Raw genomic sequence first — 22,633 nt, 5'->3', positions numbered from 1 at the left:
TCAAATGGCTCTGTTAAAAGGAGCTGTTGATTTCCGCTGCAGGTGCACGCTTTCCGCGGGGCAGGCGGTGAGCCTCCTCGTCGTAAATACTCCTGCGGGGTCTCACCTGTCTGCTCCCCCCACAGGAGTCGGCACCTTCCGCTCCAATCAACAACAATACAACATTATTCTTTAACACAGCCTTTGATAAAAATGTTTCTGTACGAATTCACTCAAGGCCCCGGAAGTGTATCGATGTTATCCATCAAACTTATGTAAAACACTCCTCTCCATTATACGCTTTGTCGCAATATTTAGAAAGACCATTTGAAAACGCAAACAATTTTCCAAAATGAAAATTCAAGTTGCGGGATCGCCTTACTTGGGTATAGATTGGAATTAGACTCAATATAAAGGAGCTTCAATATGAAAGAATTTCCATCACCCTTTATTACCCCGGAGAATGATCCTTGGGAAGCTTATCACGACATCGATGAGCACGGCCAATTAACGTTATCAAATATCGAATTCACTACAACGACACTGTGTAATATGCGTTGTGATCACTGCGCAGTTGGCTATACATTACAAACAAAAGACCCTGATGCACTTCCACTTGATTTATTGCTAAAACGACTTGATGAAGTCCCTGAGCTTCGTGCGTTAAGTATTACTGGCGGTGAGCCGATGCTTTCACTTAAATCTGTGAAAGAATATGTGGTTCCATTATTAAAATACGCACATGAGCGAGGAGTTCGCACCCAAATCAATTCTAACTTAACATTGGATTATAACCGTTATGAACAGATTATCCCTTATTTAGATGTTTTACATATTTCACATAACTGGGGAACCATTGAAGATTTTCAGAAATACGGGTTTGCAAAAATGGACCGAAGCCCAACACTTAAGCAATGCGAAGCAATGTATGAGCGGATGATTGAAAACAGCAAACTTCTTTCAAAGGAAGGGGTCTTTGTTTCAGCAGAAACGATGTTAAATCAACGCACTTTTCCATACTTAGAAAAGATTCACCGTGAAATCATTGAGATGGGGTGTGCTCGTCATGAGGTTCACCCGATGTATCCAGTCGATTTCGCAAGCAATCTGCCAGTGCTGTCTCTTAAAGAAATCCGAGAAGCGATTCACCACTTGCTAGATATTCGTGACCCTTCATTGTGGATGTTATTTGGAACATTGCCAGTCTATCCATGCAATGAAAGTACCGACGACCAAGCATTAATTAAACGTTTGTTTAACGAGGAAAATGTGACAGTACGAAATGACCCGGACGGAAGAAGCCGCTTGAATATTAATATTTTTAACGGCGACATTATCGTAACCGACTTCGGTGATGTACCATCCTTTGGAAACATCCAAGACACAAACTTGAAAGATGCCTTTCAACATTGGTTGCAAACAAAACCAGCGCAACAGCTGCTTTGCCATTGTTCTGAAGCGAAATGTCTTGGTCCAAACATTCTAGTTAAGAACGTCTACTATCCTGAAACTGACTTCTCGACACGCAAAGCCCTTCTATAACAGTAAAACGGCTGCATTCATTTGCAGCCGTTTCTTTTATTTCGGAAGATCTGTTGTATAGAATTTAAACGATAAGCGGTCTTGAACAGGAATCCAAGCACCAATTCCTTGACGCGTTACATTCTTTATCACAAGCTGTTTCTTACTGCCGCGTAATTCCAAATATACTTCTCCATAGGTAATTTTACCTTTTTCATTAACCGCTGGTGCGTAGGCATACAGATAGCCAAGTTTCTTCGGCATAATATTGTATACTTGGTCTTTTTTCGTCCCTTGTCCAACCATCGTGTTAAACGCTAGCGGTAAGTTTGTTTTCTCCATTGCCTTAAGAAGCATCATCTTCTTCACATCCTCAGAGTTAGGCACTTTCATAGTGAGCCCACCTTGAATGTTCATTTCTGCTTCTTGTTTATAATGGATTTTATAAGGGGTGGTTCCCTCACGGTTATCGTACTTATTGACATTTGCCTGCTTGTACTCCCAGTTCGTATTCGTCTCACCAGACTCGTAGCTAAGCGGCCAGTGTCCAAGGTAAATCGTCGCCTTATACCCAATCGCAAGCGGTGTTGTCGAGATCGCTGATTCATTCATCAACTTAATGAGGTCAGGATTCTCAACAGGAACATCGGTTGTTTCTAACAGTTCCTTCGAAAGCTCACTTGGCTGAAGATAAGGCAAATCCTGTGTCGGATTCGGATACGTATTTTCTTTAGAGATATCCATTACCGAATTCGGAATGGCATCTTTATTCTCCTTTTCCTTCTCAGCAGCACCAGTATACGAGCTTCCAACAGCAAGACTTACAAACAAAACAAATATGGATAAGAAAATTTGCATGCGTTTCACTGTTACTCCTCCTTACAAATCACTTATCCTTAGTTTTGCGAAAGTTTTGTCGTTTATCCTTTTTCTAAAGAGTCCAATTTAAGGTAGTTCTTAATTCGCAAAGCGCAACCGATGAATAACAGGCTTCACCTTAGGTTCAAATAAATGAATAATTGGTCCAATTAAGAATGTAATCACGACAGTTCCAATGCCGACCGGCCCTCCGAATATAAACGCAAGAATCAGTGCTGAAATCTCACCAATTGTTTTTGCCGTCATGAACGTAACCCCGAACCGTTCACTAATCGCCACCATTAAATTATCAATTGGATTAATCGGAAAGTCTGCCTGTAAATACACCGCTACACCAAAACCAAGAAACAAAATAGCAAATAAAAAGACGCCAATCCGAACTACAAACTCCTCAGGCTTCCAGTCATGAAAAACCTGTAATAGCCAAAAATCAATAAATGAACCAAGTAACACGATGGTGAAAACAGCGAAAAACATCGGTTTCATTCGCATCAGCCACGCATTCAACAAAATCAGGAAGAACCCGATAATGAATACCCAAACGCCGACAGTTAGACCGATTGTCTTTGATAAACCCACATTTAATGCATCCCAAGCGCCTGCACCGAGCCCTGCTTTAATGGTTAAACTAATACTAAAAGATAAAATGATGAGTCCAATTAAATACACGCAAAAGCGTACAATCCATTCTCGCATATACATCCTCACTTCTATTCATTTTCAAAAATTTTAATATCGCTCCATTTGCCATATCTGTAATACAAATAGGAAATGAAACTGCTGACGACTAAGCTTAACCCCATGCCAACTGCGATACCTTTTTCTCCCATCCACGATGATACAATGCTTGCCAATGGGAAACGAAGCACCCAAAATGAAATGATATTCAAAACGAGGATTTGAACCATTGCGCCTGACGCTCTTACTACACCATTTAAAACGAAATTAATACCGAGAAACGGATAGAAATAAGCAATTGTACGCATATACATCGTGCCAAACTCAATTGTTTCTTTATCTGTAGTGAATAGTTTAATTAAGTACTCACCTGCAAAGAACACAAATGTACTAACAGAAAACATAACAAGCAGAATGAACTTAATACCAACCCGCGCTGTCTCTTGCACCCTGTTCCAATGGTTAGCTCCGATATTCTGTCCTGCTATACTATTGACAGCAGAACCAAGCGTCATCGCAGGTAAGACAATCAAGCTGTCAATCCGCTGTGCCGCACCAAACCCAGCTACAGCGTCTTCCCCAAAGCGGGTAACCACACTCATAATCGCCATCATTCCGCCTGAAATGGCCATCATTTGAAAGCCTGATGGAATACCGAGCTTAAAGATTGCTTTTACGTATTTTTTCGCTGGAATATGTGGCTTCGTAAATGGAATCTTATCTGTTTTAAGCGAATAAATTACTCCATACAAGAAAGCAGCTCCTTGGGAAACAATTGTCGCAAGTGCCGCTCCGACAATTCCTAAATCAAATAATGAAATAAAGATCGGATCAAGCACTGTGTTCAACACCACTGCAATAAAGACAAAGCGTATCGGTGTTTTACTATCGCCAATCCCTCTTAGCACCGTGCCGATAAAATTATAACCAAACAAAAACACGATCCCTAAAAAATTGATTTGCAAATAAGAACGAGCAAGCGGATAGATGTCTGTAGGTGTGCCGAGTAATTTCAATATAGGACCACTTAAAATGATACCTACTACACCTGCTGTCATGGACAAGAGCGTTAACACAACAATAAATGCATTAAGTGATTCCTTAAGCCCCTGTTCATCATTACGCCCTTGCTGCTGTGATAAAATCGTCAATGATGCACTATTTATCCCAATAATAAAAGATAAAATTGTAAAGATAACTGTGGCAGAAACAGAGATTGCTCCTAATGCATTAGAACCGATCAAATTACCAACCCAAATGCTATCAATAAATTGATAGGATGTTTGCAAAATATTCGTCATAAAAATCGGTCCTGAAAATAGAAGCATTTTGCTTAAAATACTTCCTTCAGTAAAATCAAAACGAGTGTTGCTTCTCACACCCCTCCTCCTTTCTGAACAACATAATTTATAGGTATGTAAACGATAGAGATGTTCATTCCCTTACTCTAAAACTCTTCCCCAAAATCTTATTCAATCACTTTTTCTAGCACATTTCCATTAGAAAAGCTCCGTCTTAAACGACGGAGCTTGCTGCTTACATGCTTAGATGAATGATTTCAAACGATTCAGTGATGTCGATGCTTCCTTTAACAGATTGAACCATTGGGCAATTTTTTCTTGCAAGGTCAACACCCTTTTGTACGGTGTCTTCTACTAAATCTGTTCCTTTTAGCACGTAATGAAGATGAATCTTTTCAATGCGGTTCGCTTCAGCTGGATTACGTTCAACCTTTGCATTTACGTTCAAGCCCTGCACATCAAGACGCTTCTTCTGCAGCACTTTATTCAGTACACTTGCAGAACATACCGCAATCGACGATACCATTAACTGTCCTGGGCGGAATCCATGCTCATCTTGTCCTGAAATATCAATTTCACCATACGATAATTCACCGCGAAACCCTTCACCTTTTAAATGAAAATCTAGTTCCACATTCAACACTCCCGTCATATTTTTCTTTAGCATATGTACTTACTACAAATTCTATCGGCTTAAACAGAAATGTGCAAAACATACAGCTTGTATCAATTTGAAATCCCTAGTAACATCTAGAAAGGATACACAGACTCGCTGAAACAGAGGGATACCTATGCAAAAAACATTTAACCTACGCTTTTGGTTCTTAGTATGCACAGTTGCTTTATCCGGCTTCTCACAAGGAATGCTCCTTCCGCTCATTGCGGTCATCTTTGAGCAGAATGGCATTTCTTCTTCTGTAAACGGCTTGCACGCTACAAGCTTATATATCGGCGTATTAATCGCATCACCATTCATGGAAAAACCATTACGACGCTTTGGCTTTAAACCAATGATCCTTAGTGGAGGCATGCTTGTCATTGCTTCATTATTTCTCTTCCCGCTTTGGGACGCGATATGGTTTTGGTTTGTCTTAAGATTAATAATTGGAATTGGCGACCATATGCTTCATTTTGGTACCCAAACATGGATTACAGCCTTCTCTCCCATTCATAAACGTGGCAGAAACATCGCAGTTTATGGATTGTTCTTTAGTCTCGGATTTGCCGTTGGTCCTTTGATGACTAACCTTGTAACAATTAACGAAGCTTTGCCGTTCATCTTATCTGGCGGAATGAGCTTAATCGTTTGGTTTTCGCTTTGGAGCTTACGCAATGAATTTCCTGAACAAGATGACGAACACACGTCGTTCTTCGGATCGTTTAAACGTTTTTTCGAAGCATGGAAGATTGCTTGGGTCGCTTTTCTCCTGCCATTTGGCTACGGATTCCTTGAAGCAACACTACATGGAAACTTCCCTGTCTATGCCCTTCGAATTGGCATTCAAGTCGAACACTTGTCACTGTTGCTCCCTGCTTTTGCAGCTGGAAGTCTTATTTTGCAAATACCACTTGGCACACTAAGTGATCAATACGGACGACAGAAAGTAGTAAATGTAATTTTATTTGGCGGCATGCTGACTTTTGGCTTAGCGAGCTTCTTAGAAAGTTCAATTGTAGGCTTATTCATCTGTTTTATAACAGCAGGTATGCTTGTCGGTTCAATCTTTTCACTTGGGGTTAGCTATATGACAGACCTATTGCCAAACAACCTTCTTCCTGCAGGTAATATTCTATGCGGCATCTTCTTTAGTCTCGGAAGTATTATAGGTCCATTCATTGGAGGGCTTGCTATTGAATGGTTTGAAGGGGTAAGCTTCTTTTATATTATTGCTGTAATGCTTCTTGGGCTCTGGCTTACGACTGTCTTTTCGAAAAGCTCAAAATCAGAAATGAATATACAATCAAACTTCTCTTAGGCCCTTCCTTTCTGGGCCTTTTTCTCATTTTATTATTTTTTATAATTTTCTTAATTTTATGGTTGATTTTTGTTTTACCCCTGTTATATAATACAAATAACAAATCGATACTGTAATAAAACAGATTGAAAGGGGAACGATAAAATGAGCCGTCAAGAACGCCGAAACATGATTGATTTTATTAACAAAATGAGAGAAATGGAACACGACAACCTAATTTATATGACTGATGATGAAATTGAACACATTTACAACCAGACATACTTCCATTGTGAAGAAATCGCTGAATAGTTGTTAACTTAACATTTTCTGTCCTATTTTTAAATCCACCCTCGTTAGTATGTATATGGTCCCGCCAGCGTATGGCGGGAATTTTTTTATTTTCGATTAACAATTACAATACCTGTTGCAACACACACTAACCCAAGTAAGACGAAGATGTGCAACGTTTCCTTTAATAGGACAGCTGAAAGAAACACACCAAATACAGGTATTAAGAATAAGTACATGGATACCTTTCCAACTTGGTTATATTTCATTACGTTGTTCCACAACAAGAAGCCGCCAGCAGAAAGAACGGCAAGATAAATTAACGTCAAGCTACTCACAAAATCAAATTGAAATGGCAATGGGCCGACTGCTGTCATTCCGGCAGCCAGCAAGCCGAGCGAACCAAACAACATCTGAAATGCTGTCATATAGACAACATTCATGTTCATCGAAGCATTTCGCGCGAGAATGTTCCCAAAGGCCGCCACAATCATTGCACACATTAATAACATTTCACCGATTCCAAATTGAAGCTCCAACGAACCACGAGTTAAGTTTACAAGTACCACTCCTGTAAACCCGATCATTAACCCAATGACTTTCCGTCGATTTATTGCATCATCTTGATACATGAAATGGGCAAATAGAATTTGAAAGAAAGAAGTCGTCCCTGCAATAATGGAGCCTTGAATACCTGTACTAAAACTTAAACCAATATAAAAGAATATGTATTGAAAGAACGTTTGAAACAAACCGATTTTAAGTAAAGGCGCAATTGTGTCACGTTCTAAAGCAACTTTTCGCTTTGAAAGTAATAAGAATAAGAGCATAAGTAATGAAGCAAGAAAGAACCGATAACCAGCAAACAAGATTTGTTCTCCAGTCTCAGCTGATTCAATCGTTAACATTTGATAGCTAAGTTTGACAAACGGAAATGCGCTTCCCCATAAAAATGTCGCACCGCCTGCTGCAACAATTATGCCCAATGGATGTGTGAAAAACCGCTTCGCGTCCAAAACTATTTCCTCCTCTCCCTCACACAATCCCAACTATACGCCATCCTTTCAAATTTCAAAAATAAAACAGCTTGAGCTATAATTAGAAAAGTTCAAGAAAACTTTATTCTATTCTTACACATCTTGTGATAAGATGAATATATAATAATAACTATTAAAATTAAATAATAATGATTATAATTTGCTGCCATACCTTTGGCAGCTTTCGTCGTTTTATAAGGGTATTGATGTTGATTACAATTATCAATTAACAATCAGGAGGAAAAGAAATGGGTGCACAAAGTCAAGCATTAAAGGAACGTTCTCAACTGTCTGAGAATGAAACCCCACCTGCAGCTTGGGAAAAATTAAAAGAACATGGGGAACTTATCGCAGCAATTCTTAGTGGAATCTTAATCTTAACAGGTTGGCTCTTATCGAAAACAGATATGCAGTTGTTATCAGCGGTCATTTTCGTCTCGTCCTTTATAATTGGCGGCTTTGCCAAAGCAAAAGAAGGAATAGAAGCAACAATTGAAGAGCGAGAATTGAATGTAGAGATGCTAATGATTTTTGCCGCAATTGGTTCTGCAATCATTGGCCACTGGCTTGAAGGGGCGATATTGATTTTTATCTTCTCTTTAAGCGGCGCGTTAGAAACGTATACAATGAACAAAAGTCAACGTGAAATCTCTTCTCTAATGGAGATGCAACCAGAAGAAGCTGTACGAATTCGAAATGGTCAAGAAGAAGTTGTTCATGTCTCACAGTTAGCAGTTCATGACCAAATTTTAATTAAGCCAGGAGAACTTGTTCCAGCAGACGGCAAAATTGTCAGCGGTACAAGTACAATTAATGAAGCAGCCATCACAGGTGAGTCAATCCCTGTGACGAAAGAGAGAGATGCTGAAGTATTCGCCGGAACTGTCAATATTAACGGTGCAATTACAGTAGAAGTGACAAAACCATCAAACGAAACACTGTTCCAGAAAATTATTACGCTCGTGCAATCTGCACAGAGTGAGAAGTCACCTTCACAGCAGTTCATCGAACGTTTTGAAGGGCGCTATGTCAAAATCGTTCTTATCGTTGTTGGCCTTATGCTGTTTCTTCCACACTTCTTGTTTGGATGGAGCTGGAATGAAACATTTTATCGGGCAATGATTTTACTTGTAGTTGCTTCTCCTTGTGCTCTCGTCGCATCGATTATGCCTGCGACATTATCAGCTATTTCAAATGGTGCCCGTCACGGGATTCTTTTTAAAGGCGGTGTTCACTTAGAGCGTTTGGCCCACCTTCAAGCCATCGCATTTGATAAAACAGGTACGCTTACTCGCGGAAAACCAGAAGTAACAGATATTCATTTTCGAAAAGACTTAGAACGGCAGTCCTTCCTACGTGCTGTCGCTTCCATTGAAAGTCACTCGAATCATCCGCTTGCTCAGTCAATTGTCAACTATGCAAAAAGTGAGCAAGTTAACATTACGAAGCCAGAAAATGTAGAAGACGTCTCAGGCTGGGGAATCAAAGGAACATTCGAGCAAAAGGATTGGAAGATTGGAAAACGAGATTTCGTCGGAACCCAAGCTGCTGGTGCATTCCAAGAAGGCATCAGTCTTCAGCTAGCTGCTCAAGGGAAAACAGTAGTCTATGCAAAAGATGAGCACGGCATTGCCGGCATTATCGCTTTAAAAGATACAGTACGCCAAGAAACAAAGGAAGCTCTTGCTCAACTAAATGCACTTGGTGTGGAAACCATTATGCTGACAGGCGACAACGAAAAAACCGCTCATGCTATTGCAGAAGAAACAGGTGTCGTACGCTATGTTGCAGAATGTTTGCCAGAAGAAAAAGTTCATCATTTGAAACAAATCCAGATTGCCTATGACAACGTTGGAATGGTTGGAGATGGTATAAATGATGCCCCTGCTCTCGCCACAGCCACTGTTGGAATCGCAATGGGTGAAGGCACAGACGTCGCCCTGGAAACAGCAGATATCATTCTAATGAAAAATGATTTATCCAAAATTGCAGAAACAATTCGACTTTCTAGAAAAATGAATCGCATTGTAAAACAAAATATTGTATTTTCAATCACGGTGATTATGCTGTTAATTGCCTCAAACTTCTTACAATTAATTGACTTACCTTATGGTGTGATTGGCCATGAAGGAAGTACAATCTTAGTCATCTTAAATGGTTTACGCTTGTTACGCTGATGAAAAAAGCTTTCTACCCAATTTTTGGGCAGAAAGCTTTTTTTTAGTGAAAGTTATTTTTCTTATTCGCACTGCTGCTTGTTTTATGCTTGCTGTCACTCGTTTGTTTGTTATTGTTTTTGTTATTATGGTTGCGTTTATTGTTACTCATTGTATTTCCTCCCTGTTGTTTGCCTGTGCAAGCCCCCGCTCGCACTTAGCTTATGCAGAGGAAAGTTTGCTATTCAGATTCTTATCTTTCTCAATTAGCAGTTTTGAGAAACCGTAAGATAGCATTGATTTCACCGCCAAGAATAATGATAATAGCTGACAGGTAGAACCAGATCATTAACACGATGATACCCCCGAGACTTCCATATGTCGCCGAGTAATTACCGAAGCTATCCACATAATAAGAAAAACCAAGTGAAACAAGCTGCCATCCGATCGTGGCAAACAGTGCCCCAAACCATACTTCAGTGATACTGAGCTTACGACTTGGCGCAATATAGTATAGAGCAGCAAACACAACGACCATAATCACAAAACTTAAAATAAACCGCAACGCATTCCATATCGTCAGGAAAGTCGTTGATAAACCGAAATGCGAAAAGACAAATAAACCAATTGCCTTCCCGAAAACTGGTAGTAATAACGAAACAATAATGACAAAGATCATCGCAAGGGTTAAAACAATGGCAATCATACGAGTAATAATGAATGAACGTTCTTCATCAATATCATACGCACGATTAAAGGCCCTCATAATCGCATTAATACCATTAGAAGCAGACCAAATCGTTGCGATAATACCGAAAGATAATAACCCAGTCCGTTGATCATCTAATACATTTCCAAGCGTAGACTCAATTAATTCCATCGTTTCGCCCGGGGCATACTGCCTTATCACATTAAGAAAATCTTCGGCTTGTAAAGGCAGATAACCAAAGAGCGTAACTAAGAAAATGAGAAATGGAAATAACGAAAGAAGAAAAAAATATGCCAATTGTGCTGCCAAGCCTGCCACTTCATCATGTTGAAAGCGGTAGACCAATTCTTTCATAAAAGTTTTTGGCGATAATCGGCGCGATTGTACCATCTATTCACCCCGTTCTTCAGTTACCTCTTTCTTTACGTCTTCTTGAAGCTGTTTCACATGTGTCTTCGTCTTTTTCGCCGCATCGACTACTTCTGGAGCTGTTTCTACAATTTCCCTTAGCTTTTGTAAGATAAACACAGTGTCATCTGCAACAACCTTTGCACGTTGCTGAAACTTTGATGCCCCTTGAGACACCTTTTCTGCTGTCTCTGCCGGGTTCTTCAGCACATCCCAGGTTGATGAACAATTCTTCTTAAAGCAGTTCATCGTATTTTCTCTCGTATCGCGATCGAACATTGTCACCGCAGCACCTACAATTGCTCCAATAAACACGCCCTGCCACATTTTATTACGTTTCTCCTCCATCTGAACGGCCTCCTCATATTCTTTTTTTATTTTATAATTGTTCTCGTTCCCGAATGAACTGTAACAATTGCTCGCACCCTTCTTCTACAAGCTGAAAGACATGCTCAAAGTTCCCTGTAAAATATGGATCTGGGACATCTTCCTCTTCATGATTAGAAACGAAGGAAAGTAAACGATCAACAAAGCTTGTTGGATTGCCTCTTTTGATCTGATGTAAATCTTGAATATTCTGCTCATCCATTGCGATTATATAATCAAAGTCTTCAAAGTCCAGTGACTGCACTTGCCTTGCTGTCATTCCTTTAAAGCTAATTTTCTCTTTTGTGAGAATTTGCTGTGTCCCTTCATGCGGTGGATTCCCAACATGCCAATCGCCTGTACCTGCAGAATCAACTTCAATCTTTTCCCCAAGCCCTGCTTCATTCACTTTATGGCGAAAAACAGCCTCAGCCATAGGCGAACGACAAATATTTCCTAAACAAACAAATAAAACACGAACCATCCATGCCACTCCTTTAATATGTATATACCCAATTATGTACAAATCATGCTAACCCTTTGCTATCTGTCTATTATTATAAACAATTCAAAATAAAGAAGAAACTTTATCTCAGAGCTATATTATCCCACGAAAAAAGCTTGGCCAATAACAGCCAAACTTTTTCATTGCTTCAATTATAAAACTTTACTTAAGAATGATTGCGTACGTGGATTTTGTGGGTTGTCGAAAATTTGCTCAGGAGGTCCATCCTCCATCACAATCCCTTCATCCATAAATAGAACACGCTTTCCTACTTCCTTCGCAAAGCCCATTTCATGGGTTACAACGACCATCGTCATCCCTTCTTTGGCGAGGTCTTTCATTACTTCAAGTACATCTCCGACTAACTCTGGATCCAAAGCAGATGTCGGCTCATCAAACAGCATAACAGTTGGGTCCATTGCAAGTGAGCGAGCAATTGCCACACGCTGCTTCTGTCCCCCAGAAAGGCTATCTGGATAAACCTTTGCTTTATCGCTTAGTCCAACCTTCTTAAGCAATTGCATCGCTTTATCCTCAGCTTCATTTTTACTTTTACCCAGTACTTTCATTGGACCGAGTGATATATTTTGTAGAACAGTCATATGAGGAAAGAGGTTAAAATGCTGGAACACCATGCCGACATGGGCACGAAGCTTATTAATATCTACATTGGGATCAGTAAGTGATTCACCATTAATAACAACTTCACCAGCTGTAATTTCTTCAAGCATATTCAAACAACGAAGGAATGTACTTTTACCTGAACCAGAAGGGCCGATTACACAGACAACCTCTGATTCACCTATTTCAGTCGAAATTCCTTTTAATACTTTGACATCTCCAAAAGATTTGTGTAAGTCATTCACCTTAATCATTATACATCAAGTCTCCTTTCCACCCTGCGAAGAATCAGTGCTGTCGGTATTGTAATAATCAAATACATCAAACAAACCATAGCTAGTGCTTGGAAAGGTGAAAAGTTCGAATTGTAATATTGCCGTGCTTGGAAAAGCATTTCTCCAACAGCAATAACAGAGAATAAAGAGGTGTCTTTCAGACTAATTACGAATTGGTTTCCAAGTGGAGGAATCATACGCTTAAATGCCTGAGGCCAAATAATATAACGCATCGTTTGTGATTTTGTTAACCCGATGGAGCGACCTGCCTCCATTTGCCCTTTGTCAATTGAGTAAACAGCGCCACGGACAATTTCTGCAATATACGCACCAGCATTAATTGCAATCGCAATAATCGATGCGGTAACTTTATCAATTGTAATACCCATAACACCAGGTAAACCGAAGTAAATAAAGAGAATTTGTGCAAGTAACGGCGTACCACGGACAACTTCTACATAGACTGATGCTAATCCGTATACAAATTTACTTTGCGACAAACGCCCAATACCTGTAATTGCACCGAGTACAAATCCGATAAGCAAACCGGCAATTGTAATGAAGAATGTATAACCTAGCCCTTTCCAAAGAAACGGCAGTACTTTTATATAGTGCGAATCCAACAATGCTTCCATTTTATCTCTCCTTGCAAGGTCTATTACTACGAATGTGTTAGCAGTAATACAAATAATATTTTTTCGGAAAGAAAGCGCAACAAGAGCTTATCCTTGCTGCGCTCAATCAATGAACCTATTAAGTGATGATTAACCTTCTGTTCCGTGAGGACGCTCACCGAACCATTTTTCATAAATATCATCATAAGTACCATTTTCAATTAATACTTTCATTGCTTCATTTGTTGGTTCTACAAGCTCAGATCCTTTCGGGAACGCGATTCCATATTGTTCACCTTGTAATAGATCGCCAACTGTTTTAAGTTTGCCTTTTGCTTCTGTGTTCGCATAGTACTTTACGTTCGGCATGTCATACATTACTGCATCAACACGTCCAGAGATTAACTCCATGTATGCTTCAACAATTCCAGGGAAAGGAACAATTTCAGCATCTGGATGATTTTCTTTCAAATAGTTTTCAGAAGTTGTACCAGCACGTGTTGCAACACGCTTACCAGCTAAGTCAGCTTCTGATTTAATTTCGTTGTTACTTTCTTGTACTGCAATCATCAACCCTGCATCATAGTATGGATCAGAGAAATCAATTGTTTCCGCACGCTCTTCTGTGATTGTGATCCCAGCAATACCGATATCAAAGCGAGCTGCTTGCATCCCAGCAATAACACCATCAAACTCCATTGCTTGAATATCTACTTCATACCCTGCTTCATCAGCAAGTGCTTTAATTAAATCAATATCGAAACCTTCCATTTCTCCAGTTTCCGTATTAAGCGACTCAAATGGTACAAAGCTCGTATCAGTGGCAACTGTATATGCATCTCCACTGCTTTCTTCTGATGCTTGTTCTTCAGCTTGTCCTTCATTATTTTCTTCAGCAGGCGCTTCTGCACCTTCGTTTGAACTAGTCGATCCACATGCAGCCATCAAAAAGACCGCAAACAAAAGAACTAGTCCAAGTAAAAAATTTTTGTTTCTCATTTTTTTATAGCCCCCTTTTCAATCTTAATTATTATTATGCCAGAAATGTCAGAATATTAGAATTTTGAAATTTAGCTATAATTTTAGTATTTATCGTGAAATAGAGATATTGAGTCTCTTTAACTCTTTATTGCATAAAAATACGCGCAAATAGTCCAAATATCTAAAAATATTGCTATTAACTTATAATTTTTATCCTATATCCATAGAATAAAAACAGCAGGACAAATGAATCATCCTACTGTTATCCTTCTAATATTTTTATATAAAAGTTTCTTGTTCTCGGCCCATCAAACTCGCAAAAATAAATCCCTTGCCAAGTTCCTAGTATCATTCTGCCATCTTTTAAGATAACGGTTTGTGAACTGCCGACTGTGCTTGCTTTTAGATGGGAAGCAGAATTCCCTTCTGCATGGCGATATTTCGGATGCTCCCACGGATAAATTTCATCAAAACGCATAAGCATATCATGTTTCACATCTGGATCTGCATTTTCATTTATCGTGATGCCTGCAGTTGTATGAGCATATTGACACTCCCACAGCTGAAGCAGTGGGATTCTGAAGTGCTTCAGCGTTCGCAATTCATTTCTGCTTTGAACAAGCCTTCAGTTAGGGGGTGTGTCATCACCCCGTCCTGCTTCGTTCTATATCCCTTTTGGATATATGTACCTAACAGGCGGTGCTGCTGTGACCACAACACTAGGTTTCAGATGTTTTTTTCTTCTTTTTCTTCGATAAGCCGCTAATTGCTTTCGAAATATTTATACTCGCATTAACATCCGCATGACTTTCATAGCCGCATTTTTTGCACTTGAAGATACGACCATGACGGTTATTTTTATGGACATCCCCACATTTACACCTTTTCGATGTGTCTTTAGGGTTCACGTATTGAACCTCAACCCCTGCCATTTTCGCTTTGTATTCGATAAACTGCTGAAGTTGATAATGGGTCCAAGAATGCAAATTTCTCCCTGCTTCTTTCTTTGATTTTGCTCGATGCCGAATGCCTGTCAAATCCTCCATTCGAATCAGATGAACACCGTTCTCTAATGCGAAATTCACGACCTGACGGCTCAGTTTGTGGTTTACATCTTTCATCCAACGCGATTCTTTTCCTTTTGACTTTTTGATCGCGTACAGCTTCTTGCTTTTTCCTAACGCGCGTCTTCTGGATGAAAATCGCCTGCGCATAAAAGCCATTTGATTTCCTTTGAAGAACATCGACTTTGTGCCAACGGAAGCCACGGCAAGATAGTTCAACCCGGCATCCACACCCATTGTGCGAGCTTGAAGAGATTCTACTTGGGGTTTTTGAGGTTCGAAGGAAATGGAAACCGAAAGAAACCAGCGTCCTTTTTTCTCATACAATTCCGCAGCTCCTTGTTTCACTTCACCGCTTAACAACCGGTCGAGCCAATGCTTCTGGTACGTTTGCACAATAACAGGAACGCCTACACGTTTTTCAAGCGTTGGGAACGAGACTTTATATAGGCCTTTTTCCTTTTCAATCCTGCAGTTTTGATTATTAAACCCACACCAAAAAGACCGAAACAGCTTTGCATGTTGCTTCTTTTTCTTGGACTTTACCTCCCGGATGGTTTGGTTCACAATTGCAGCAGGGAATTTTTGCTGGGAAAACAACTTGAAATGCTTTGACGTAGCAGTTTTTAAGGCTTCATAATCCAACAGCCAGTTCGCAAAAAACGTATTGATCTCCGTCATCTTTTTGTACATGGTTTTCTTCTTTTCAGTTGGTTTCATCAATTCTAACCTGAGTGAAATGGTTTCCATTTTCTTCTCACCTCCTGTCTATCTTTATTTTACCAAAAAAGAACATACGTTTGTATAATTTCATCACTTTTTATTAAAAAAATTGAGCGATTCATCCCGCAGCTAAAGCAACGGGCTTTCTCGCTCAAAGGTCTGTAATTTTATACAAACATTCATTTACTTAACAAGGTTCTTCAAGAAGTTAATGCACAACACTTCTTTCGCTTATCATACAAAAGTTTCAAAATAAATTATACTTGACATTATTCACTTTTTTTCAGAATATTTTAATATAACAAATTATGAAAGGGGAGTCATTTATGGAATTAATCAGCACGATTAGCGGCTGGGTATGGGGGCTGCCGCTACTAGTATTACTCGTAGGAACTGGTATTTATCTCACACTTCGATTATCATTCCTTCAATTCAGCACTCTTCCATATGCACTAAAGCTTGCGTTCAGCCCACAGCAAGATAAAAAATCCAAAGGCGATATTTCTCATTATGAGTCTTTGATGACAGCGTTGGCTGCAACAATCGGTACAGGTAATATTGCTGGTGTTGCAACAGCCGTTTTCTTTGGTGGACCTGGTGCTGTTCTGTGGATGTGGCTTTCTGCTTTAGTTGGAATGGCAACAAAATATGCAGAAGCTATTTTAGCAGTAAAATATCGTGTCCAAGATGAGAATGGAGAAATGTCCGGTGGACCGATGTATTATCTTGAGCGTGGTCTAGGACAAAAGTGGCTTGGTGTTCTTTTTGCATTATTTGGTTCAATAGCTGCTTTTGGAATCGGAAACATGGTTCAATCAAACTCTGTAGCAGATGTTGTTGAGTCAACTTTTTCAATCCCAGGGTGGGCAACTGGTCTTATTCTTACTGCTTTTACAGCACTTGTTATCCTTGGTGGTATTAAGAGTATTGGTAAAGTGACATCATTCTTCGTTCCTGTTATGGCAGTTTTCTACATTATTGGTGGTCTTATTGTTATTTTTACAAACTTTGATTTAGTACCTGGTGCAGTCAGCTTAATCTTTAGTGACGCATTCTCAGGTCAAGCAGTTGCCGGTGGTGCAATCGGTACAGTTGTACGCTGGGGTGTTGCGCGCGGAGTGTTCTCGAATGAAGCTGGTCTTGGTTCCGCTCCAATCGCTGCTGCGGCAGCAAAAACAGACTATCCTGGCCGCCAAGCACTTGTATCAATGACACAAGTGTTCCTTGATACGATTGTTGTTTGTTCAATCACTGGTATCACATTGGTTATGGGTGGTTTGTACAAAGATGGTGACTTACAAGGCGCTGATTTAACTTCGGCAACATTTGAAAAATTCTTAGGTAGTACGGGGTCTGTTATTGTAGCAGTTGGGCTTATTTTCTTTGCCTTCTCTACAATCATCGGCTGGTCTTATTATGGTGAGAAATGCTTCTCATATCTCTTTGGCAAATCAGCAGTTAAAGCTTATCGTGCTGTCTTCGTACTCGCTGTATTCGTAGGTGCTATTTCAACACTTGAAGCTGTTTGGGGAATCGCTGACATTATGAATGGTTTAATGGCCTTCCCGAACTTAATCGGTCTTCTCGGCTTATCCGGTGTCGTTGTAGCCGAAACAAAACGTTTCAAGAAAGCAATGCAAGAAGAGCGCGAACAAGGCCGTCAATACGGTTCATAATTTTACAAAGACAGGAGCATCCAGCTCCTGTCTTTTTTACTTGTTACCAATATTACTGTCCTTTAAATGTCCCTCCCCCCATGTTAAGATAAATACATCTTCGTTCGAGAGGGTGAACAATAGTGGATTTAACACAAAAAACAGAAGAAAACATTACATTCATGCTTGATGAGATTAAAACAAAATTAAGAATGGTAAATGCAGGCGCAATTCAAGCATCAGATATTGATGAAGATAAGTACGAAGACTTGAAAGACATTTACGAAATGGTAGAACGAAAAGATAACTTCTCAACAAACGAAATGAACGCCATCGTCGACGAACTATCAAATTTACGGAAATAAGAAAAGCGAAGAAAGGCGGTTAGGCTGTCCGATTGCTGGAGTCTTCAAGCATAGAGGCGCTCTTTGCCTCGGAGCAGTTAGAAAAAGTCCCTGTCATTGGGACTTTTTTTCATACCATTTATACCATTCCACAAATCTCTTCACGCCTTCATTTAGCGATATACGTGGCTGAAAGTGAAATCTTTCTGCAAACCTCGTCATATCTGCATGTGTCGCCTGTACTTCGCTTCTATCTAACGGCTGAAAATCTTTTTTTGCTTCTATTCCTAACGCTTCTTCTAATGCTTCAATAAAATCAATTACTTTCACAGGAGAACTATTCCCTATATTAAAAATTTCGTATGGTGCAGTAGATGTTGCTGGATCAGGCTCTAATCCATTCCACGCCTCATTCCGTTTAGCCTTGCGTTCCATCACGCGGAAGACCCCGTCCACAATATCGTCAATATATGTAAAATCACGAAGCGCTTGCCCGTGACCATACACCTGCAACGTTTTCCCTTGTAAAATGGCATCGGTAAAAATAAAAGGCGCCATATCCGGACGTCCCCATGGCCCGTATACCGTAAAAAAACGCAGACCAGTCGTCGGCAACCCATATAAATGACTATAGCTATGTGCCATCATTTCATTCGCCTTCTTACTTGCTGCATAGAGGTTTACAGGATGCTCAGTATGATCATGTTCAGAAAATGGTACCTTTCGATTTGCTCCGTACACCGAGCTTGAAGATGCATAAATAAAATGATCTACATCTGCTTGTTTTGCCGCTTCAATTATATGAAAGAAACCGACAATATTGCTTTGAACATAAGGTTCAGGCTCTACCAGGCTGTAACGTACCCCTGGCTGTGCTGCAAGGTGAAGAACTTTCTCAGGTTTATACTTTTGAAAGACATCTTGTACAAAGCTTTGATCAACAAGATCCCCTTTACAAAAAACAAACTTCTCACTTTGAAGCTGACCAAGTCTATCCTTCTTTAAGGTTGGACTGTAATAGTCATTCATATTATCAATCCCTACTACTGTCCAACCTTGTTCTAAACATTTTTGAGCTGTATGAAAACCGATAAATCCTGCAACGCCAGTAATTAAAATAATCATCTATAATACTCCTTTAATCACGAAAATAGCAACGTACACATTTTATCGCAAAAATATTACTGACGCCATTTGAACCACTTTAAATTTGTCTGCTCATGAGCTAAAAGAGGCGATGAAAATGCTGGAAGACCTTTAAGCATGGAAGGTTCCCCTATAAATTTCCCTTTCTCTACAGTCAAAGGCGTTCCAATTGGAATATATGGATATAGCTCTTCAATGTCTTCATTTAATAAACGTAAACAGCCTTTGCTGACACGCTCACCAATCAGTTCAGGCTGATTAGTCCCGTGAATCGCATAATTATCATGAAGTACCAGCCCCCGGGTTCCAAGTACGCCTGTCCCGCCATTCGGGTTCACCACCCGTTCAGTTACTGCGCTACTTGAAAAGGTTAACGGCTCACGGCCGGACGCGACAGGGTAGACCCTAACTACTTCTTCTCCAGCCATCAACACGAGCTGATTATTGCCTTCATAAAAAGTGAGCTGAAGCGACGGTAAAAGATGCGAAACATCCTCACCACGCCAAGTCAGCTCATAATCATTCTCTCTTCTATTATAAAAAACATCGGCAGGTAGGATACTTACCCAGTTATCAGGATACGAACCTTTCAAATGTTGTAAATCCTTTGGGTAGTAGCCTTTCATGTCAGCGTATGATTGAATAGCTTGATTTACTGCAATGAGAGCAAGTGGATATTTTTCTCCTATTACGGCAGGTTCTTCTTCAATTGTTTCCTCTGCTTCGATAGATTTTAGAGAAAGAACAGAATGTTTTCCGCCTGCTAATTCCGTAAGCAGAACATTCCCGACAAACACCAGTAAGATAACAAGCAAAAGGACATTTATCCATAACAGAGCAGACGCCCATGCTTGCTTGGAATCTTTCTTTTCCTCTTCTTCGTGATCAGTTTTCGTAATAGCAGCGGTTGACACACCTCCAAAATAGCCATGCAATGCTGCGCGCCGGTAGTACTGTTGTGCCTGCTTATGTTTTCCTTGTGAGGAAAGCAGGCTGGCATACTCATACAGCTTCTGTCCATCTTCAGGGAAATAGTGAATATATTTTTCTAAGAAGCGAGGATCATGTTTTGATAGATATGCTCCTCTTCCAACTTTAATAAAATGACCTGGAACGCCCTGCTTATCTCTCATTCTCCTTCCCCTCTCTCATCCTTTTTTACCCATTATGGTCGAGAGCAGTTTAATCTAAACAAGGAAAGGAAATAAAATGATCACAGAGTTAAATTGAGAGCTTTGAAAGTGAGGCGAACAGATCATGAAACGTTATCATATAATTGTGCACGGAAATGTCCAAGGTGTTGGGTTTCGAGCATACGTACAACAAAAAGCCCTTGAATACAGCATGAAAGGCTGGGTGAAGAACAAACGTGATGAAAGTGTAGAAATTGATGTCGAAGGCCCAGCTAATAAGATGGATGAATTTCTTTCTGAAATTGAAAAAGGAAGCCCCTTCTCAAAAGTAGACTCCCTGGATGTCACTGAATTATATGAACTAAAAATCTACTCGTCTTTTAAAATAAAATACTAACGACTAGCGTAATTCCATCCCCATTAGTTCCAAGTCTGTATTACTGATATCTTTCGCTAGCGTTTGAAGGCAAACAACCATTTCTTGGGAAAGGGCTTCTAACTCAGCAAGGAGCTCTTTCGCTTCCCTTTTTTTATTTTGTTTCGTTAAACCGAAAATTTGTTCAGCCAAACGATGGACCTTGCGATGTGGTTCATCTAATGCTTTAAAAGACGGTAGCTGTGCAAACTGAGGGTTCTTCTTCATCTCTGAATACCACTTACCAAAACGACAATTATTCTCATCAACTAAATCCTTTTCATCCATTGTGTGATAGCCAAGAATATTATTATATAGCCACCATTTCCATAATAAATGTTCAGTTTGTACAATTCGAATTAACTCTTTGTTACGAAGGAAGGTAATTGACTGAACGGCTTCCTGACGCAATTGGTTAAATTCTAAGCTAATCTCAAATACTGCTTCTCCTGTTTCGACAGAACGCCTTCCAATTGCTTTTGTATCCTCAAACAGTGTACTCATACTTTCCGTAATACCATCTGTGGCTGCTGCTTGTTGTTTTGTAATCGCTGCAATATTTCCAGTCGAAGATCCGATTTCATCAACTTTGTGAATAATTTGGTCAAGTGCTCTGCTTGCTTCTTGAGATTTCTCCACTTGAGCGTTCAATTGTTGAATTGTATCATCCGTCATCGTCTCAACTTGCTCAGCCTCGTTTTGCATCTGCTTAATCGTCGATGTAATTTGATTCACTGATTTCGTCGTCTGCTCAGCTAATTTTCTTACTTCAGCCGCTACTACAGCAAACCCTTTTCCTTGCTCACCCGCACGCGCGGCTTCAATGGAAGCATTCAGAGCTAGCAAATTCGTTTGTTCAGCAATCTCTCTAATAAACCCAACAACAGTTGAAATGTTATCAACTTCTGCAATAAGATGATTGATATAACTTTTCGTCTGAGTAAATTCACCAGCGACCTTCTGAAAGCCATCCAATGATTGTTGAATTGTTGACTTTCCGTAGCTAATTTCATCAATAACATGAGCTGTTCGCTGGTGCATTCCTTCTGCGCTTCCGGCGATTTCCTCAACAGAAGCATTTAACTCCTCAGTAGAAGCACTAACACTTTCAACCTCACTAATCGTTGAGCTAACAGCTTCGACTGTCCCCAATAGGGCATTTACTTTTTCTGTTCCGATAATAACTTCCATGATGTTACTTGCATTTTCAACAACTTGAAAATCATGTGCTTCTTGATAAGCAGCTAAAGCAATTTGGGCATCAAGTGTCAAGATTTTATGGAGGGCTAGAAGGACGTCTGAAAGTTCAGCGGGATTTCGAGCGAAACGGCTAGCAACCGCTGGAAGAACATATTCGTATACACGAATAAATGAGCCAATAAACCACTCTTGAGGCATTTTAATCCGGCAATGAACTTGCCCGATTTTTCGTCGTTCTTGGATATACTCGATATTGATTTCTACTTTAGGGATTGACTTCATGTAGTTGACAAATGTTTTTGATAACCGATCAACTGTACTATGATCATCAACCATTTTCTTTAATTCTGGAAGCTGCAAAATCATTTCGTAGTGCCTATTTGTAATCTCTTCGGCATATTGTTCCATTATTGGCTCTAGTTTTCTTAAATTTTGTAAATCCTTTTTCGTCAGTTGCAAATATTTTAGCTTTTGATTTAACCTTTCAGTAGCTTGTATATCACTTTCCTGAATTGGTACTAATGAAGTTGGTTTAGAATGAAGCTTTCTAAATAACAAAATGACATACCCCCATCTTTTTATTTGTTAAGCAGGCTCCCCCAAGCCAAAGCTCACTTCAATTTAACTTCCATAATTATATCGAATCCAATTTCTTCAAAATAGTTGTCCAGACATAT

The 22,633-nt window shown here is 39.8% G+C and carries 22 protein-coding genes and 1 pseudogene; 7 read left to right on the top strand and 16 right to left on the bottom strand.

Translation table 11 applies throughout. The annotated features are described in order from the left end of the window. The first annotated feature begins 405 nt into the window (after positions 1-405). Positions 406-1,521 carry a radical SAM/CxCxxxxC motif protein YfkAB gene (yfkAB, locus tag LC040_19085; GenBank protein WLR51238.1) on the top strand — a complete coding sequence of 372 codons (1,116 nt, stop codon included), beginning with the start codon at positions 406-408 and terminating at the stop codon, positions 1,519-1,521. A gap of 36 nt (positions 1,522-1,557) precedes the next feature. On the opposite strand, the gene LC040_19080 is transcribed toward yfkAB, so the two are convergent. The 4 genes from LC040_19080 to LC040_19065 form a co-directional block, all read right to left on the bottom strand. After that, positions 1,558-2,358, bottom strand: coding sequence for a YfkD family protein (locus LC040_19080; GenBank protein ID WLR53347.1), 801 nt, complete (start codon positions 2,356-2,358; stop codon positions 1,558-1,560). 99 nt (positions 2,359-2,457) lie between these two features. Beyond that, the gene (locus tag LC040_19075) at positions 2,458-3,075 is read right to left on the bottom strand and encodes a membrane protein (protein WLR51237.1); all 618 of its coding nucleotides are present in this window, start codon (positions 3,073-3,075) and stop codon (positions 2,458-2,460) included. 14 nt (positions 3,076-3,089) lie between these two features. Beyond that, the gene (locus LC040_19070) at positions 3,090-4,436 is read right to left on the bottom strand and encodes an MATE family efflux transporter (GenBank protein ID WLR51236.1); all 1,347 of its coding nucleotides are present in this window, start codon (positions 4,434-4,436) and stop codon (positions 3,090-3,092) included. Between the two features lie 157 nt (positions 4,437-4,593). After that, complete coding sequence (locus tag LC040_19065) at positions 4,594-4,992, bottom strand: OsmC family protein (protein ID WLR51235.1); 399 nt, start codon at positions 4,990-4,992, stop codon at positions 4,594-4,596. A 157-nt stretch (positions 4,993-5,149) separates the two neighbouring features. Here LC040_19065 and LC040_19060 point away from each other — a divergent pair, with 157 nt between their 5' ends. Both LC040_19060 and LC040_19055 read left to right on the top strand, forming a co-directional pair. Next, positions 5,150-6,334, top strand: coding sequence for an MFS transporter (locus LC040_19060; protein WLR51234.1), 1,185 nt, complete (start codon positions 5,150-5,152; stop codon positions 6,332-6,334). A 144-nt stretch (positions 6,335-6,478) separates the two neighbouring features. Continuing rightward, the gene (locus LC040_19055; GenBank protein WLR51233.1) at positions 6,479-6,625 is read left to right on the top strand and encodes a BH0509 family protein; all 147 of its coding nucleotides are present in this window, start codon (positions 6,479-6,481) and stop codon (positions 6,623-6,625) included. Between the two features lie 86 nt (positions 6,626-6,711). Here LC040_19055 and LC040_19050 read toward each other — a convergent pair whose 3' ends face one another. Next, the gene (locus LC040_19050; GenBank protein WLR51232.1) at positions 6,712-7,620 is read right to left on the bottom strand and encodes a DMT family transporter; all 909 of its coding nucleotides are present in this window, start codon (positions 7,618-7,620) and stop codon (positions 6,712-6,714) included. A gap of 269 nt (positions 7,621-7,889) precedes the next feature. Here LC040_19050 and LC040_19045 point away from each other — a divergent pair, with 269 nt between their 5' ends. Then, positions 7,890-9,818 carry a heavy metal translocating P-type ATPase gene (locus LC040_19045; protein ID WLR51231.1) on the top strand — a complete coding sequence of 643 codons (1,929 nt, stop codon included), beginning with the start codon at positions 7,890-7,892 and terminating at the stop codon, positions 9,816-9,818. 241 nt (positions 9,819-10,059) lie between these two features. Here the strand turns inward: LC040_19045 and LC040_19040 are convergent, their stop codons facing one another. The 8 genes and pseudogenes from LC040_19040 to LC040_19005 form a co-directional block, all read right to left on the bottom strand. Beyond that, positions 10,060-10,896, bottom strand: coding sequence for a YihY/virulence factor BrkB family protein (locus LC040_19040; protein WLR51230.1), 837 nt, complete (start codon positions 10,894-10,896; stop codon positions 10,060-10,062). After that, positions 10,897-11,262, bottom strand: a complete 366-nt coding sequence (locus tag LC040_19035) for a hypothetical protein (protein WLR51229.1) — start codon at positions 11,260-11,262, stop codon at positions 10,897-10,899. A gap of 31 nt (positions 11,263-11,293) precedes the next feature. Continuing rightward, entirely contained in the window at positions 11,294-11,764 is a 471-nt protein-coding gene (locus LC040_19030) for a low molecular weight protein-tyrosine-phosphatase (GenBank protein WLR51228.1), read from the bottom strand. A gap of 173 nt (positions 11,765-11,937) precedes the next feature. Next, the gene (locus LC040_19025) at positions 11,938-12,660 is read right to left on the bottom strand and encodes an amino acid ABC transporter ATP-binding protein (protein ID WLR51227.1); all 723 of its coding nucleotides are present in this window, start codon (positions 12,658-12,660) and stop codon (positions 11,938-11,940) included. Then, complete coding sequence (locus LC040_19020) at positions 12,660-13,316, bottom strand: amino acid ABC transporter permease (protein WLR51226.1); 657 nt, start codon at positions 13,314-13,316, stop codon at positions 12,660-12,662. The genes LC040_19025 and LC040_19020 overlap by 1 nt, the downstream gene beginning before the upstream one ends. 129 nt (positions 13,317-13,445) lie before the next feature. Then, on the bottom strand, positions 13,446-14,294 hold the full coding sequence (locus LC040_19015; GenBank protein ID WLR51225.1) for a glutamine ABC transporter substrate-binding protein: 849 nt from the start codon (positions 14,292-14,294) through the stop codon (positions 13,446-13,448). Between the two features lie 244 nt (positions 14,295-14,538). Next, positions 14,539-14,817, bottom strand: a pseudogene (locus LC040_19010) (secondary thiamine-phosphate synthase enzyme YjbQ). Positions 14,818-14,995: 178 nt separating this feature from the next. Next, complete coding sequence (locus LC040_19005) at positions 14,996-16,090, bottom strand: transposase (GenBank protein WLR51224.1); 1,095 nt, start codon at positions 16,088-16,090, stop codon at positions 14,996-14,998. 299 nt (positions 16,091-16,389) lie between these two features. Between LC040_19005 and LC040_19000 the strand changes: the two genes are divergently transcribed. Beyond that, positions 16,390-17,739, top strand: a complete 1,350-nt coding sequence (locus LC040_19000; protein ID WLR51223.1) for a sodium:alanine symporter family protein — start codon at positions 16,390-16,392, stop codon at positions 17,737-17,739. A gap of 122 nt (positions 17,740-17,861) precedes the next feature. After that, positions 17,862-18,083 (top strand): DUF1128 domain-containing protein, encoded by a 222-nt coding sequence (locus LC040_18995; protein ID WLR51222.1) that lies wholly within the window; start codon positions 17,862-17,864, stop codon positions 18,081-18,083. A gap of 93 nt (positions 18,084-18,176) precedes the next feature. On the opposite strand, the gene LC040_18990 is transcribed toward LC040_18995, so the two are convergent. Together LC040_18990 and LC040_18985 are read right to left on the bottom strand one after the other, a co-directional pair. After that, positions 18,177-19,187: an SDR family NAD(P)-dependent oxidoreductase gene (locus LC040_18990; GenBank protein WLR51221.1), complete on the bottom strand. Its 1,011-nt coding sequence runs from the start codon at positions 19,185-19,187 to the stop codon at positions 18,177-18,179. Between the two features lie 56 nt (positions 19,188-19,243). Next, positions 19,244-20,341 (bottom strand): L,D-transpeptidase family protein, encoded by a 1,098-nt coding sequence (locus tag LC040_18985; protein ID WLR51220.1) that lies wholly within the window; start codon positions 20,339-20,341, stop codon positions 19,244-19,246. Positions 20,342-20,465: 124 nt separating this feature from the next. Between LC040_18985 and LC040_18980 the strand changes: the two genes are divergently transcribed. Continuing rightward, entirely contained in the window at positions 20,466-20,738 is a 273-nt protein-coding gene (locus tag LC040_18980; GenBank protein ID WLR51219.1) for an acylphosphatase, read from the top strand. 3 nt (positions 20,739-20,741) lie between these two features. Here the strand turns inward: LC040_18980 and LC040_18975 are convergent, their stop codons facing one another. Continuing rightward, entirely contained in the window at positions 20,742-22,514 is a 1,773-nt protein-coding gene (locus LC040_18975) for a methyl-accepting chemotaxis protein (GenBank protein ID WLR51218.1), read from the bottom strand. Between the last annotated feature and the right edge of the window lie 119 nt (positions 22,515-22,633).

It is taken from the genome of Bacillus tianshenii (assembly GCA_020524525.2).
In the GTDB taxonomy this organism is placed as follows: Bacteria; Bacillota; Bacilli; order Bacillales; family Bacillaceae_N; genus Bacillus_AV.
This window is presented reverse-complemented; position numbering and strand designations above follow the sequence as displayed.

Coding starts and splice junctions, on each gene's coding strand:
- yfkAB (WLR51238.1), top strand. CDS start 406: ATGAAAGAATTTCCATCACCCTTTATTACCCCGGAGAATGATCCTTGG.
- LC040_19080 (WLR53347.1), bottom strand. CDS start 2,358: ATGCAAATTTTCTTATCCATATTTGTTTTGTTTGTAAGTCTTGCTGTT.
- LC040_19075 (WLR51237.1), bottom strand. CDS start 3,075: ATGCGAGAATGGATTGTACGCTTTTGCGTGTATTTAATTGGACTCATC.
- LC040_19060 (WLR51234.1), top strand. CDS start 5,150: ATGCAAAAAACATTTAACCTACGCTTTTGGTTCTTAGTATGCACAGTT.
- LC040_19055 (WLR51233.1), top strand. CDS start 6,479: ATGAGCCGTCAAGAACGCCGAAACATGATTGATTTTATTAACAAAATG.
- LC040_19045 (WLR51231.1), top strand. CDS start 7,890: ATGGGTGCACAAAGTCAAGCATTAAAGGAACGTTCTCAACTGTCTGAG.
- LC040_19040 (WLR51230.1), bottom strand. CDS start 10,896: ATGGTACAATCGCGCCGATTATCGCCAAAAACTTTTATGAAAGAATTG.
- LC040_19035 (WLR51229.1), bottom strand. CDS start 11,262: ATGGAGGAGAAACGTAATAAAATGTGGCAGGGCGTGTTTATTGGAGCA.
- LC040_19030 (WLR51228.1), bottom strand. CDS start 11,764: ATGGTTCGTGTTTTATTTGTTTGTTTAGGAAATATTTGTCGTTCGCCT.
- LC040_19025 (WLR51227.1), bottom strand. CDS start 12,660: ATGATTAAGGTGAATGACTTACACAAATCTTTTGGAGATGTCAAAGTA.
- LC040_19020 (WLR51226.1), bottom strand. CDS start 13,316: ATGGAAGCATTGTTGGATTCGCACTATATAAAAGTACTGCCGTTTCTT.
- LC040_19015 (WLR51225.1), bottom strand. CDS start 14,294: ATGAGAAACAAAAATTTTTTACTTGGACTAGTTCTTTTGTTTGCGGTC.
- LC040_19005 (WLR51224.1), bottom strand. CDS start 16,090: ATGGAAACCATTTCACTCAGGTTAGAATTGATGAAACCAACTGAAAAG.
- LC040_19000 (WLR51223.1), top strand. CDS start 16,390: ATGGAATTAATCAGCACGATTAGCGGCTGGGTATGGGGGCTGCCGCTA.
- LC040_18990 (WLR51221.1), bottom strand. CDS start 19,187: ATGATTATTTTAATTACTGGCGTTGCAGGATTTATCGGTTTTCATACA.
- LC040_18985 (WLR51220.1), bottom strand. CDS start 20,341: ATGAGAGATAAGCAGGGCGTTCCAGGTCATTTTATTAAAGTTGGAAGA.
- LC040_18980 (WLR51219.1), top strand. CDS start 20,466: ATGAAACGTTATCATATAATTGTGCACGGAAATGTCCAAGGTGTTGGG.